The organism is Streptomyces sp. NBC_01549, assembly GCF_026339955.1.
In the GTDB taxonomy this organism is placed as follows: Bacteria; Actinomycetota; Actinomycetes; order Streptomycetales; family Streptomycetaceae; genus Streptomyces.
Genome location: NZ_JAPEPW010000001.1, coordinates 3,980,906 through 3,994,598 on the forward strand (window position 1 = coordinate 3,980,906; position 13,693 = coordinate 3,994,598).

Sequence of the window (13,693 nt, forward strand, 5' to 3'; positions counted from 1 at the left end):
AGCGTCTTTGGAGCGTGAGAGACCTTGGCCGGATCGGCTGATTTCGACCTGTACCGCCCGTCCGAGGAGCACGACATGCTCCGTGACGCGATCCGCTCGCTGGCCGAGGCGAAGATCGCGCCGTACGCGGCCGTGGTGGACGAGGAAGCCCGTTTCCCGCGGGAGGCCCTGGACGCTCTGGTCTCCTCCGATCTGCACGCCGTGCACGTACCGGAGACGTACGGCGGCGCGGGTGCCGACGCGCTCGCCACGGTGATCGTGATCGAGGAGGTGGCGCGTGTGTGTGCCAGCTCCTCCCTGATCCCGGCCGTGAACAAGCTGGGCTCGCTCCCGGTGATCCTCTCCGGTTCCGAGGCCCTGAAGCACAAGTACCTGACCCCCCTCGCCAAGGGCGACGGGATGTTCTCGTACTGCCTCTCCGAGCCGGACGCTGGCTCGGACGCGGCGGGCATGAAGACGAAGGCCGTCCGTGACGGCGACGACTACGTCCTCAACGGTGTGAAGCGCTGGATCACCAACGCGGGCGAGTCCGAGTACTACACGGTGATGGCGGTCACCGACCCCACCAAGCGCTCGAAGGGCATCTCGGCCTTCGTCGTCGAGAAGTCGGACGAGGGCGTCTCCTTCGGCGCCCCCGAGAAGAAGCTCGGCATCAAGGGCAGCCCGACCCGCGAGGTCTACCTCGACAACGTCCGCATCCCGGCCGACCGCATGATCGGCGAGGAGGGCACCGGCTTCGCCACGGCCATGAAGACCCTGGACCACACCCGCATCACGATCGCCGCGCAGGCGCTGGGCATCGCGCAGGGCGCCCTCGACTACGCCAAGGGCTATGTCCAGGAGCGCAAGCAGTTCGGCAAGCCGATCGCCGACTTCCAGGGCATCCAGTTCATGCTCGCCGACATGGCCATGAAGATCGAGGCGGCCCGGCAGCTGACGTACGCGGCCGCTGCGAAGTCGGAGCGCGGCGACAAGGACCTCACCTTCCAGGGCGCGGCGGCCAAGTGCTTCGCCTCCGACGTCGCCATGGAGGTCACCACGGACGCCGTCCAGCTCCTCGGCGGCTACGGCTACACCCGCGACTACCCGGTCGAGCGCATGATGCGCGACGCCAAGATCACCCAGATCTACGAGGGCACGAACCAGGTCCAGCGCATCGTCATGGCACGCAACCTGCCGTAACCCACCCCCGGCACCAGGGACTTGAGGGGCACCCCGGCGGGGGGTGCCCCTCGTTCTTGTCCCGGGCGGGCCACTCACGCGTCCCTACGCGGCGTCGAACCATTCCTTCTGCGCGGCCCAGTGCCCGACCCAGCCCGCGAACCCCGGTGCGGAGGTCGTGAACCCGAACTCGGCGCCGAAGGGAACGGCGCCCTCCCCGGTGATGTGCCAGATGTGCCCCCGGTGCGGGCCCGTGACGACGAGATGCCAATTCATTCCGCACCCGTCGGTGCCGAGCACGACGGACCCGTGGTCGAAGACCTGCTCGACGACCGGATCGATCTCCTCGGCCGGCCTCGGGTCGTCCTCCCACAGCCATGCCTCCGTGAGCGGGAACGGCCGGCTCAGGTCGCGCCGCTGCCCGTCGTCGCCCCAGTCCTTGGGCAGCTCGGCCAGGGACACCAGCCCGTACTCCGGCGGCCCGGAGTACGAACCGTCGGTCACCTCGGCGCAGAACGTCCGGTACGGCTCGGGCAGCACGATGCCGTGCTCCGCCTCGAAGGCGTGCACGGCCGCCCAGCCGAGCGCCGACTCTCCGCCGTCGTCCACGGCGAACGCCCCGCGCAGCGCCGCGAGTTCCTCCGGGGTGGCGTGATCGTTGTTCATGCGGTCATGGATACCAGCCGGCTCTGACAACGCCCGGTGCGGGCGGCCTCACACGCCGTTCAGCGCGCCCCGTAGGTCCTCCGGTGTGCGGTAGTGGACGGTTCGCATGCCGAGGGCGGCCGCCGCGTCCACGTTCTCCAGGGTGTCGTCCACGAATAGGCAGCGCTCGGCCGGGACGCCGGCCCGCTCGACGGCGATGTCGTAGATGCGCCGGTCGGGCTTGGCGATGCCCACCCGCGCGCTGCTGACCACGTGGTCGGCGAGGTCCGTCAGCCCCAGGACCTCCAGGTCCTCCTCCAACTGCACCGAGGTGTTGGTGACGAGGACCAGCGGCACCTGGGCGCGAGCCCGGCGCAGCAGCGCCACCACCGTCTCGTCGGCGTGGAACGGGGAGCGTACGAGCGCCGTGCTCAGCTCCGCCGCCGTTCCGTCGGCCACCAGCCCGCTCAGGCCCCGCAGGATCGACCCCGCCCACTCGTCCGGTGTGATCCGGCCCAGCACCAGCGGCAGCACCGTGTCCGGCGCGAAGGCCACCTTCATGGTGGTGCCCTCGGCCAGCCCGGCGGCGCGCTCCAAGGCGTACAGGTGGGCCGGTTCGTAGACGCGGATCACGTTGTCGACGTCACAGAGCACCGCGTCGAAGGGGTGTCCGCCGGAAGCGGACGGGGCCGCGGGGGAGAGGGTCATGACCTCACCCTGGCATCCCGCCGCGGGAAGCCGTCGGCCAGGGATGCCTCTCCGCCCCGAAGCGCCGATGGGTTCTGTCCGGCAGATCCTGCCGGACAGGTCCTAGTCCAGCCCGTTCGCCGCACGCTTCTCCCGCAGTTCCATGATCGCCCGGCGGCGTGCCAGCCGGTGGGTGCGCCGGATCTGGGCCTCCTGATAGCGCCGCTCGTCGCGCTCGGTCTCGGGGAGGACGGGCGGCACGCGCCGCGGCTTGCCGTCACCGTCGACCGCGGCGAAGACGAGATAGGCCGAACCGACCTGCTGGGGCGGCGTCGACTCGTTCCAGCGCTCGGCCAGCACACGGACGCCGACCTCCATGGACGTCCGCCCCGTCCAGTTCACCTGGGCCTTCACATGAACGAGGTCGCCCACACGGACCGGCTCCAGGAAGACCATCTCGTCCATGGAGGCGGTGACGGCCGGCCCGCCGGAGTGCCGCCCGGCCACCGCCCCCGCCGCGTCGTCGACGAGCTTCATGATCACTCCGCCGTGCACCGTGCCCAGAAGGTTGGTGTCGTTGTGGGTCATGATGTGGCTGAGGGTGGTCCGGGACGCGGAGGTCGGCTTGCCTGGAATATCGGATTCCGGCGTGGGCGCCTGGTCTGTCATGCCGTCCACCCTATGCGGGGGCGTGCGGTGGTCTCTTTGCATCAGCTCTGCAACAGGCGTGACCCAGATCTCCCCGCTCTCTTGTAAGGCATACGGTGCGGACCTGCACACTGGTCCGCATGAACGATTGGCCCGACGGGTGGTCCGACAGCAACCGCAGCGACCGTTACGGACGCGGCAGCGCAGGCGCTCAGCCTGAGGGCGCCCGCGTCATGCGGCAGGTTCAGCGTGGCCCGGGAACGCCCGGTCCGCGCCCGTCCGCCCCGCCGTACGGCGGGGTGCCCCAGCAGCCGACGTACGACGGCGGCCAGGGGTACGGCGCCGCGCCTGACAACGGGTACGACTCGGGTTACAACACCGGACAGGTCTACGGTTCACCGGGCGGCCCCGGCGGTCCGCAGGGACCTGGCGGCGCGGACATGCGGGGCCCGCGCCCCGCGCCGAACTGGCGGCGGCGGATCAAGTGGACCGCGATCACGCTGGTCACGCTGCTGGTCGTGGTCTCCGTGGGCACGTACTTCTGGGCCGACTCCAAGCTCCACCGTGACGTGGATCTCTCGAAGGTCATAGACCGGCCCGAGACGGGCAAGGGCACCAACTACCTGATCGTCGGTTCCGACAGCCGCGCCGGCATGTCGGCCGAGGACAAGAAGAAGCTGCACACCGGGTCCGCCGAGGGCAAGCGCACGGACTCGATGATGATCCTGCACGTCGGGGACAACGGCGACACGCTGGTCTCCCTGCCCCGCGACTCGAACGTGACGATCCCCACGTACAAGGGATCCGCGTCCGGCAAGACCTTCCAGGGCACGGGCCGTCAGGTGAAGCTGAACGCGGCGTACGCGGAGGACGGGCCGACGTTGCTGGTCCGCACCATCGAGTACAACACCGGCCTGCACATCGACCACTACGTGGAGATAGGTTTCGCCGGGTTCGCGAACATCGTCGACGCGGTCGGCGGTGTGGAGATGAACCTCGATCAGGGCTTCAAGGACAAGTACTCGGGCGCCGACTTCAAGGCGGGCAAGCAGACCCTCAACGGCGAGCAGGCTCTGGCCTTCGTCCGTACCCGCCACGCCTTCGCGGCCTCCGACCTCCAGCGCACCAAGAACCAGCAGAAGTTCCTGTCCGCGCTGGCCCACCAGGTCGCGACCCCCGGGACGGTCCTGAACCCCTTCAAGCTCTACCCGACCATGGGCTCGGGCCTCGACAGCCTCACGGTCGACAAGGACATGAGCCTGTGGGACCTGGGCAGCATGTTCTGGGCGATGAAGGGCGTCACCGGCGGCGACGGCAAGTCCATGAACATGCCGATCTCCGGCTCCACGGGCGGCAACCTCGTCTGGGACAAGGCCAAGGTCAAGACGCTGGTGGACGAGCTGACGAACGACCAGACGGTGACGGTGTCGGGCAACTGACCTCCACCACCACGAAGGGCCCCGCCGGACGAACCGGCGGGGCCCTTCGCATGTCCGGGTGACGCGCGCGTCACCTACGGACACACCACCTGATCCCCCGTCACCACCCGGGCCTCGGCCTGGTAGGGATCCTGCACCCGGACCCGTGTGACCTGCTTGAAGTCGGACCCGGCGATCACCTTCAGCAACGGTCCCCGCCCCTTGACCTCGCGCAGCTCGCTGCCCGGGAGCGCGGCCGCGAGGGACTTCGCGGAGCGGTCCCAGCGCGGGTCGTAGACGATGACGCTGTGCTGGGTGGTGCGGTCCTGGGCGTTGACGGGCCGGCCCGTCGTGTGGAACCCGGTGGCGGCCAGGGCGCTGTCCATGCGTTTGCCGAGTCCGTCCGTGGGCGTCCCGTTCTCCACCTGGACCTGGATCTGCTGCGGGGCCACCTCGACGCGCACGGTCTTCGCGGGCGCCGCCTGGTGCGGGGCGGCGAGCGGCTTGTCGTCGCGCAGTGACTGGAAGAGCGCGGTGGCCTTGTTCTCGTCCCACTTCAGCGTGGAACCGATGCCCTTGACGGCATAGGCCATCTGCCCGATCGGCACGGTCGTGAACTCGGAAGAAGAGGGGGAGAAGTTGCGCATCGCCCGGCCGAGGTCCAGCAGTTCGTCCGTGCCGAACCCCTGGTCCGCGCGGACCGAGCCGAGCACGGCCCGGGTGACGTCACGGAACTTCATGGGGTTCAGCAGCACCCCCGACGACGTGGCCCGCTCGATCAGCGCCGCCAGGAACCGCTGCTGGCGCTGCATCCGGCCGAGGTCGGAGGCGCCGTCGACATGCCGGGAACGTACGTACTGGAGTGCCTGCCCGCCGTTCAGCGTGTGCGTGCCGGCGGTCAGGTCGAGTCCGGTGTACGAGTCCTTCAAGGGCTGCGCGGTGCAGATGTTCACACCGCCGAGCACGTCCACCGTCTGCATGAAACTGGTGAAATCGACCTCCAGATAGTGGTCGACCTTCACGTGGGTCATGTTCTCGACGGTGCGCACGGTCAGCTGCGGGCCCCCCTCCGCGTACGCCGCGTTGAGCTTGATCGGGTGGGAGCCATGCTCGGCGCCGGTGGTCTGGTCGGTGTGCGCGGGTACCTCGGCGTACGAGTCGCGCGGCAGGCTCACGATGGTGGCCCGGTCCCTGTCGGCCGCGATGTGCACGATCATCATCGTGTCGGTGCAGTGGCAGGGGGCGCCGCCCAGGCGGTACTTCTGCCGCTCCTCCTCCGTGATCTTGTCGCGGCCGTCGGTGCCGACCAGCAGCACGTTCATGCCGTGGCCCGCCGCGGGGCGGTTCTTCATGTCCTTGAAGGGGTCGACCCGGGCGATGCCCTCGCCCAGGCTGGTGACCACCGCGTGTCCGATGCCCGCCGAGGCGAGGACCACCACGGAGATCGTGGTGACCACCCGCATGGCCCAGCGCGGCTTCTTCCTCCGTACGGGGGGCCGTACGGTGGACCGCTCCGGAGGCCGCCGGGAGCGGGGCGGCTGCGGGCGACTCCGCGGGCGGGGCTGCGGGCGTGCGGGGGAGCGGGGCGGCGTGGGCAAGGGGGGGACACCTCCGCGGGGGTGAACGTGGGGATCCGTGAGCACCGTAGGCCCATACGATCTGCTGCCCGGCCCGTGGACAGGGCGGCGCGCGCCCGTGTCCCCCATTCGCGGTAACGTGACGTCCAATGAGCGAGAAGCCTGACGTGCGGCCCCCCGCCGTTTCTGTGATCATGCCCGTCCTCAACGAGGAGCGGCATCTGCGCGGGGCCGTCCAAGCGATCCTGGCGCAGGAGTACGACGGCGAGATGGAGGTGGTGATCGCCATCGGTCCGTCCTCGGACCGTACGGAGGAGATCGCCGCCGAGCTCGTACGCGAAGACCCGCGCGTCCACACCGTCCCGAACCCGACGGGGCGCACCCCCGCCGCCCTCAACGCGGCGATCAAGGCGTCCCGGCACCCCGTCGTCGTCCGCGTCGACGGGCACGGCATCCTGTCGCCGAACTACATCGCGACGGCCGTACGTCTCCTGGAGGAGACCGGCGCGCAGAACGTCGGCGGCATCATGCACGCCGAGGGCGAGAACGACTGGGAGCACGCGGTCGCCGCCGCGATGACCTCGAAGATCGGGGTCGGGAACGCCGCCTTCCACACGGGAGGCGAGGCCGCTCCCGCCGAGACCGTGTACCTCGGTGTCTTCCGGCGCGAGGCGCTGGAACGCCAGGGCGGCTACAACGAGGAGTTCATCCGCGCCCAGGACTGGGAGCTGAACTTCCGGATCCGGGAGGCGGGCGGCCTCATCTGGTTCTCGCCCGAGCTGAAGGTGTCGTACCGGCCGCGGCCGTCCGTGAGGGCCCTGGCCAAGCAGTACAAGGACTACGGGCGTTGGCGCCATGTCGTCGCCCGCTACCACGAGGGCTCCATCAACCTGCGCTACCTCGCCCCGCCGACCGCCGTGTGCGCGATCGCGGCCGGCGTCGTGGCGGGCGTGGCGCTGACGCCGTGGGGCTTCCTGATCCCCGGCGGGTATCTCGCGGCGATAGTCGCGGGCTCGCTGCCCGCGGGCAAGGGGCTGCCGTTGAAGGCCCGCCTGCAGATCCCCGTCGCCCTCGCGACCATGCACATGTCGTGGGGCTTCGGCTTCCTCACTAGTCCGAAGGCCTTGGCGAAGAAGGTCATCGCCTCCCGCCGGCCGGCGGTGCTCGGTTCCACGGAGCCCGCCAACTGAGCTTCGCCGTACAGCAATTTCGCCGTACAGCAATTTCGCCGTACAGCAATTTCGCCGTACAGCAATGGGGCCCTTCCCGGTGTCGGGAGGGGCCCCACGCTTTCTGCCGACCGGCCTACGGTCAGGTGTGGTCGTCTACGACCAGATGTAGTTCTTGTTCACGTGCATGCAGGCGTCGGCCTTGGCGCCGTTGAGCACGTCCGCGGACTCCGGTGTCGTGTTGTCCTGCGCCTTGGCCTTGTACGTCGTACCGTCACGCCAGTCGGCGCCGACCACGAGCGTGACGCCCGAGACGTCCGTCGACTTCTTCACCGCGCTCAGGGGGACCCCCAGCGCCTTGGCGACCGCCTGGGCGTCGCCCTGCAGATCGGCGCTCGGGTAGCGGATCACCGTCGTCCCCTCGACGGTCGCCGCCGAGGTGTCCGCCTCGGCCTTGGTGAAGCCCTTGCCCACGAGCAGCTCGGACACCGTGCGCGCGCGTCCGCTGACCGGGCCCAGCGTGGCCGTGCGCGTGCCGTTCTGCACGGTCACGCCGATCTGGTCGTCCGCGGCGGCCGGGTCCGTGGAGGCCTTCACCGCGGTCGCCTTCTTCTTGTCCTTGCCGTCGAGCGCGACGTCCTCGCGCACGAGACGGAACAGCTGCTCGGCCTCGACCGGCTTGGGCTCCACGCGGTTGCTGTCCGACACGGCCCACTGCCAGGGCATCGTGGTCATCGTGATGCGCTTCGGCTCGACCTTCTTGAGCTCGTTGCTGAGGTTGTAGAGCTTCAGCACGCTGCCCAGGCCCTTGTCGACGGTCAGCGCCTTGGTGGCCGTCTCCGCGAGGCTGCGCAGCTTGCCGGGGTTGCTGATCGTGGCGTTCTCGCGCATCTGGCGGACCATCGAGTTCATGTACTGGTGCTGGGCCCTGGTCCGGTAGATGTCCGTGTTGTCCTCGAAGCCGTAGCGCGTCCGCAGCCAGGCCAGGGCCTGTGTGCCCTTGACGGAGGTCGTGCCCTTCTTCAGCTTCAGCCCGGAGCCGTGGCCCTGGCTGTCCTTGGAGTAGATGTTGGCGTCCACGCAGACCGGGACGCCGCCGATCGCGTCCGCCATGTCCACCACACCCGAGAAGTCGATCTTCATGAAGTGGTCGATGTGGATCTTGGTGAGCTTCTCCCAGGTGGCCACCGTGCAGCCCGGACCGCCGCGCCCGAGCGAGATGTTGGTCATCACCAGCCCGACCGTCGCCGGGTAGACCTTCTTGGTGTCCGGGTCCGTGCACTTGGGCATCTTCAGCAGCGTGTCGCGCGGCATGCTGATCACCGACATGTTGCTGCGGTCGGCGGAGAGGTGCAGCAGCATCTGGACGTCCGCGAGCGGGGGCGCGTTGAAGTCGTCCTTGGCGCCGCCGAGCGCCTGGTTCTCCTTGGTGTCCCGGGCGTCCGAGCCGATCAGAAGGATGTTCAGGGGGGTCTGCCCGGCCGCGTTAGCCTTGCTCTTGGCCGCCCGGTCCTTCTCGTCGCCGAGGTTCAGGTCGTCCTTCTTGATGTTGTCGTTCAGGTGCTGGTAGTAGAGGTAACCGGCACCCGCGGTGCCAAGTATCAGAACCGCCAGAACCGACGCCGACCAGCGCAGTATGCGGCGTCTGCGCCGCGGGTGCCCGCCGCCCCCGCGCCGACGCCCGCCGCCACCGCTGTGGCGACTGCCGGTGGAGCCGCTGTCCTTGTCGGTGGCGCCGCCACCTCCGCCGCCGGAAGCTTCGCCTCCGTCGGCGGGATCGCCGTTCTTGTCGTAGAGGCTGTCGTTCCAGCCCAGATCGTCGGCCTGTCGGACACGTGGTCGAGCCCCCTCACCACGCACACCGCTTCGCACCATCTCCCTGCCCCTCCCCACCCTGCGCCTGACAAACGGGTCCGTCCCGCGTCCGGCTGGACGCGCACGTCTGGCCGGACACCCCTTGCGTCCGGCCCGGACGCCCCCGCGTCCTGTTAGACGTCTGACGGACCCGTTAGGTCATCAACTGGCGCACACTGTCTTGTCCGCCGTGGACTTGTCGACCTCAGGTGCCTTGGTCGGAGTGGTCAGCGACACTCCGGCGCCCTTGAAGTCCTTGCCCAGGGTCAGCACGATCGCGGGCAGACCCTGTGAGTTCTTCTCGCTCTTGCCAGGCTTCAACGCCGAGGCGGACAGCCCCATGAGGTCCGCCAGCTTGCGCGCCTGATCGGCCTGGTCGGGAGAGTACTCCAGGGTCGTCTTGCTCAGTGTTGCGTCGGCGTTACCGAGCTGGCTGGACTTGGTAACGCCCTCAGTATTCTGCAGCCAGTTAAGAGTCTCCTGTGCGCTGCCGGCCGGGGCGCCGCCGTTGTAGATGTCGACGCGGATGTCGGCGGCGGCGGAGCGGGTGCCCTTGAGGCGTGCGGCGACCGCGGCCTTCTCCTTCTTCTCCTTCTGCTTCACGGCGGTGAAGGAGACGTCGCTCTTGATCGCGTCGAAGACCTCGGGGGCCTGCGCCTGGTTCACGACGACGGTCGCCTTGACCTTCTCGGCGGGGTTGTCGAGGACCGGCACCGTGGTGAAGGTGATGTTCTTCGGGGGCACCCTCTTGAGCTCCAGGGCCACGTCCTTGAGCGTGCTGACCTTCCCCAGGCCCGTGTCCACCGTCAGCGCCTTCGTGGCGGCCTCGGCCAGGCTGATCAGCTTGGTGGGGCTGGTGAGGGTGTCGCCGGAGGCCATCTTGCGCATCAGCGAACCCAGGAACTGCTGCTGCACCTTGATGCGGTCGAGGTCGCCCTGGTTGCCGAAGCTGTGCCGGGTTCGTACGAACGCCAGGGCCTGCTCGCCCTCGACCGTGGACGTGCCCTTGGGCAGCTTGAGGTGCGACTCCTTGTCGTTGACGGCGTGCGCCACACACACGTCGACGCCGCCGACCGCGCTGGTCAGCGTCTTCACCGCGTTGAAGTCGGCCATCATGAAGTGATCGGGCGCTATGCCGGTGACCGCCTTGACGGTGAGCATCGTGCAGCCGGCGTTGCGGCCGTCCTGACCGAGGCTCGTGTTGAAGCGGACGTTCTGCGTGCCCGGGATGATCTTCTCGGTGCCGTCCGCCTGCTTCGTCGGACAGTCCGGCACGTCGACGATCAGGTCACGCGGAATGCTCAACGCGGTCGCGTTCGTACGGTCCTTGGAGACATGCAGCAGGATGTTGGTGTCGGCGTGCCCGACGCTGCCCTTGTCGCCGTAGCCCCCGTTGCCCTTGCCGGTGCGCTTGTCGGTGCCGATGATCAGGATGTTGAAGGCCTCGTCCTTGCTGAAGCCCTTCTTGCCCGCGCTGCCGACGTCCGTCGTACTGACGTTGCCCTCGAGGTGCTTGAGGTAGAGATATCCCGCGGCCGAGACGGCGACCAGCACGAAGGCCATCGTGCCGCCGGTCCACAGCAATATCTTCTTCGCCTTCGACTTCTTCGGCTTCGTCCGCCCCTTGCGGCGGCCCGGTGGCGGCTCGGCCGGCGCGCCACGGCGTCGGCGCGGCCCGGGCACCTCGGGGCCGGGCGCCGCCGGACTCTCTCGTTCCGGCGCCCTACGCGCGCGTGTCCCCGCTCCCGGTCCCGCGTTAGCGGGGGTACCCCGACGCGGTCTCGGGACTCCCGACTGCGGAGCGGAAGGGGTCAGTCGCAGTTCGTATTCGCCGGTGTTCGGGTTGAGCACCCACTGGTCTGCGGGATCGATATTGTCCGCCCGCCCACGGCCTTGCGCGTCCACGGTTGTCTGAATCCTCCGTCGGGGCCACGCGGCGCCCTTCCCCCTCAAAGAGCGCTCGGGTCTCGGTCAAGCAGTGCGCGACCCCCAGGATGGACCTCGTGGCCGGGTGCACCGGATCGCTCACACTATCCGGCCGGTTCCGGGTCGAGCGACGACGGTGACAAATTCCACGTCCCTACAACTGGGCAATCCGCCCTATTTCTCAGAGACTTCTTAGCTTCGCACCTCCCGCCTTGGTGTGCGCTTTACCCGCAGGCGTCCTCGGCCGCCGTGTTCCCCCGGAAAGTCGGCGCGGGTGGGGGAGTGGCGAGCCGCTTTCCCCTCGACTTCCCGTTGTCGTCCGACTCCTCTTCGTAGTCGAATGCCGGGTCGTACGTACCTTCGTGACCACCCTCGTACGAGTTCTTGCGTTTCGCGGGGGAATCCGTCGGATGGTCCGTCGGAAGGCTCGTCGGAAGGGCGCTCGGCGGGTCCGTCGGAAGGTCCTTGGAGACCGTCACCGGGCCGTCCGCGCGCAGCAGGGCGAAGAGTTTGTCGGCCGCGGGTTTCACGAGCTGGTCGCGATTGGCGTTGTAGGCGTACGACGTCCTGGGCACCGTCAGGAATTGGACGCGTTCCGTAGGGATATCGCGCATCCCGCGGACCAGGTCGTACAGCCCGCGCAGGCTCGCCAGATCCGGGTCCGTGGTGAGCGACGAAGTGGCCGCGTCGAGTACGGGATAGAGCCGTGCCGGATTGAGCAGGACGTCGTTGCTCTGCACCTTGTTGACGAGCGCGCCGAGGAACCGCTGCTGGCGTTCCATCCGGTCGGTGTCGCTGCCGTCGCCGATGCTCTTGCGGGCGCGGACGTAGCCGAGGGCCTGTTCGCCGTCGAGCACGACCTTGCCGGCGGGCAGCTTCAGCTTGGCAGCCTTGTCGTTGATGGCCTCCTTCAGGCACACCTCCACGCCGTCCACGGCGTCGACCATGTCCTTGAACCCATGGAAGTCGACGACCACGTGATGGTCGACCCGGATGTTCGTGAGTTTCTCGACGGTCCGGATCGTGCACGCCGAACCACCCACCTCGAAGGCGGAGTTGAACATCGCGAACATCGGCTGGGTGCGGCTGCCGTCCGGACGCCGGCAGCTCGGCACGTCCACCATCAGGTCGCGGGGCAGGGAGACGGCGGTGGCGCTGCGCCGGTTCGCGGACAGGTGCAGCAGGATCGTGGTGTCGGAGCGCTCGGTCCCGGAGTCGCGGCCGTACTTCTTGTTCCCGTCGCCCGACCGCGAGTCCGATCCGATCAGCAGGATGTTCTGCGCGTCGCGCACCAGCGCGGTGGGCCGCTCCTTCTCGTAACGGGCGAGCTCGGCGGCGGCGGCCTCGTCCGACGTGATGTTCCGGCTCAGCTTCTCGTACGCGGCCCAGCCGACACCGACGGCACCGAGGACCGCGAAGGCGACACCGAGCGCCGAGTACCGCACCCAGCGTCGTCGTCGCCGTGTGAGCCCGGCACCGGTGGGCGAAGCCCCCGCTCCCGGCCCTGCGCTGTCGGTCACGTCGGAGTCCACCCCTCATGGCGTGCGAGCGTGCGGTGCTCTTACGACCATGGCTCGGAGGGTCGGCGAGGGCGGCAGATAAGGGGCCGAACGGGTGACGGGCCCCGTCCGGGGCGCGGGGTGCAGGGTTCTGACAGGTGCGCCGGAAGCCGTGAACACTAAACCGCTTTAGTGCTCGCGGCTTCCGGGGGCTCCACAGCGGGACGGCGGGCGCGACCGGCCCCAGGGCCCCGCCCCCGACAGGCGGCCGGCGGCTACCGAACCGTCGAGGTCACCCGCTCACTCTCGATCCGCTTGGCCAGCGCGTCCTCGCCCAGTTGCTCCAGATGACGGCAGAGCACCACGGACCCTCCGGAGGCGAGCGGCGCGTACAAGCCCGCACTCAGCCCCTCCCAGGTGTCGTACGGCAGCGCGGACAGGATCCGCGCCCCGGGCCCCGTCAGATCCAGCGAGGCCGCCTCCGCCCGGGCCCGCTCGACGACCTCGGCCCCCGTGTGCTCGGCCCCGGCGACGATCAGCGCGGCCTCCTCCGGGTCCACCGGCGCGTATGGCTGGAAGCGGTCGCCCTGGCTCGGCACCTCGACGGCATAGTCGGCGTACCCGGCGGGCGGCGTCGGGAAGCGGCGCCCCAGCGGCGCGAGCGAGAGGGCGACACGCTCGCCGGAACAGGCGAGCCCGGCCTCGAGCGCGTCGGGCCCCGCGACGACGATGTCGGCGGCACCGGGCTCGCCCCGGACATCCGCGACGACCCCCACCGAGGAACACGCGAGCAGCCACACCGCTGTCTGCCAGTGCGCGGGCAGCAGCAGCGCCACCCGGTCGCCGGGCTCGGCGGACAACTCGCCCTGGAGGAGATTGGCGGTCTTGGCCACCCAATTGGCGAAGGTGGCGACGGACAATTCGACACGTTCACCCGTGGCGTCGTCGTAGAAGGTCACCAGGGGGCGCGCGGGGTCCGCGGCGAGCGCGGATCGCAGCAGGTCGGCAGGGGTGCGGTCGGTGGCGTTCACGCGCGCAAGCGTACGCGGGGGCATCCGGCGGGACGCGACACCCGCGCCACCGGTTCGGCCGAGTGTGGCCCGACGGTC

The 13,693-nt window shown here is 69.3% G+C and carries 11 protein-coding genes; 3 read left to right on the forward strand and 8 right to left on the reverse strand.

Features of this window, described 5'->3' with window-relative positions; all coding sequences use genetic code 11:
* Positions 1 to 24 precede the first annotated feature (24 nt).
* Complete coding sequence (locus tag OG819_RS17845; RefSeq protein WP_266582802.1) at positions 25 to 1,182, forward strand: acyl-CoA dehydrogenase; 1,158 nt, start codon at positions 25 to 27, stop codon at positions 1,180 to 1,182.
* 84 nt (positions 1,183 to 1,266) lie between these two features.
* On the opposite strand, the gene OG819_RS17850 is transcribed toward OG819_RS17845, so the two are convergent.
* The 3 genes from OG819_RS17850 to OG819_RS17860 form a co-directional block, all read right to left on the reverse strand.
* The gene (locus OG819_RS17850) at positions 1,267 to 1,827 is read right to left on the reverse strand and encodes an SMI1/KNR4 family protein (protein ID WP_266650286.1); all 561 of its coding nucleotides are present in this window, start codon (positions 1,825 to 1,827) and stop codon (positions 1,267 to 1,269) included.
* A gap of 48 nt (positions 1,828 to 1,875) precedes the next feature.
* Entirely contained in the window at positions 1,876 to 2,514 is a 639-nt protein-coding gene (locus OG819_RS17855; RefSeq protein WP_266650288.1) for an HAD family phosphatase, read from the reverse strand.
* A 102-nt stretch (positions 2,515 to 2,616) separates the two neighbouring features.
* Positions 2,617 to 3,162 (reverse strand): acyl-CoA thioesterase, encoded by a 546-nt coding sequence (locus tag OG819_RS17860; protein ID WP_266413371.1) that lies wholly within the window; start codon positions 3,160 to 3,162, stop codon positions 2,617 to 2,619.
* A gap of 119 nt (positions 3,163 to 3,281) precedes the next feature.
* Here OG819_RS17860 and OG819_RS17865 point away from each other — a divergent pair, with 119 nt between their 5' ends.
* Positions 3,282 to 4,580, forward strand: a complete 1,299-nt coding sequence (locus OG819_RS17865) for an LCP family protein (protein WP_266625137.1) — start codon at positions 3,282 to 3,284, stop codon at positions 4,578 to 4,580.
* A gap of 74 nt (positions 4,581 to 4,654) precedes the next feature.
* Here the strand turns inward: OG819_RS17865 and OG819_RS17870 are convergent, their stop codons facing one another.
* Positions 4,655 to 6,022, reverse strand: a complete 1,368-nt coding sequence (locus OG819_RS17870) for an LCP family protein (RefSeq protein WP_266650290.1) — start codon at positions 6,020 to 6,022, stop codon at positions 4,655 to 4,657.
* Between the two features lie 263 nt (positions 6,023 to 6,285).
* Here OG819_RS17870 and OG819_RS17875 point away from each other — a divergent pair, with 263 nt between their 5' ends.
* The gene (locus tag OG819_RS17875; protein WP_266650291.1) at positions 6,286 to 7,326 is read left to right on the forward strand and encodes a glycosyltransferase family 2 protein; all 1,041 of its coding nucleotides are present in this window, start codon (positions 6,286 to 6,288) and stop codon (positions 7,324 to 7,326) included.
* 135 nt (positions 7,327 to 7,461) lie between these two features.
* On the opposite strand, the gene OG819_RS17880 is transcribed toward OG819_RS17875, so the two are convergent.
* From OG819_RS17880 to OG819_RS17895, 4 genes are all read right to left on the reverse strand, one after another.
* Entirely contained in the window at positions 7,462 to 9,180 is a 1,719-nt protein-coding gene (locus OG819_RS17880) for an LCP family protein (RefSeq protein WP_266650292.1), read from the reverse strand.
* Positions 9,181 to 9,321: 141 nt separating this feature from the next.
* Entirely contained in the window at positions 9,322 to 11,064 is a 1,743-nt protein-coding gene (locus OG819_RS17885; RefSeq protein WP_266625129.1) for an LCP family protein, read from the reverse strand.
* A gap of 245 nt (positions 11,065 to 11,309) precedes the next feature.
* On the reverse strand, positions 11,310 to 12,605 hold the full coding sequence (locus OG819_RS17890) for an LCP family protein (RefSeq protein ID WP_266650294.1): 1,296 nt from the start codon (positions 12,603 to 12,605) through the stop codon (positions 11,310 to 11,312).
* A gap of 254 nt (positions 12,606 to 12,859) precedes the next feature.
* Entirely contained in the window at positions 12,860 to 13,615 is a 756-nt protein-coding gene (locus OG819_RS17895; RefSeq protein ID WP_266650296.1) for a TIGR03089 family protein, read from the reverse strand.
* Positions 13,616 to 13,693: the final 78 nt, after the last annotated feature.

Coding starts and splice junctions, on each gene's coding strand:
- OG819_RS17850 (WP_266650286.1), bottom strand. CDS start 1,827: ATGAACAACGATCACGCCACCCCGGAGGAACTCGCGGCGCTGCGCGGG.
- OG819_RS17855 (WP_266650288.1), bottom strand. CDS start 2,514: ATGACCCTCTCCCCCGCGGCCCCGTCCGCTTCCGGCGGACACCCCTTC.
- OG819_RS17860 (WP_266413371.1), bottom strand. CDS start 3,162: ATGACAGACCAGGCGCCCACGCCGGAATCCGATATTCCAGGCAAGCCG.
- OG819_RS17865 (WP_266625137.1), top strand. CDS start 3,282: ATGAACGATTGGCCCGACGGGTGGTCCGACAGCAACCGCAGCGACCGT.
- OG819_RS17870 (WP_266650290.1), bottom strand. CDS start 6,022: ATGCGGGTGGTCACCACGATCTCCGTGGTGGTCCTCGCCTCGGCGGGC.
- OG819_RS17875 (WP_266650291.1), top strand. CDS start 6,286: ATGAGCGAGAAGCCTGACGTGCGGCCCCCCGCCGTTTCTGTGATCATG.
- OG819_RS17880 (WP_266650292.1), bottom strand. CDS start 9,180: ATGGTGCGAAGCGGTGTGCGTGGTGAGGGGGCTCGACCACGTGTCCGA.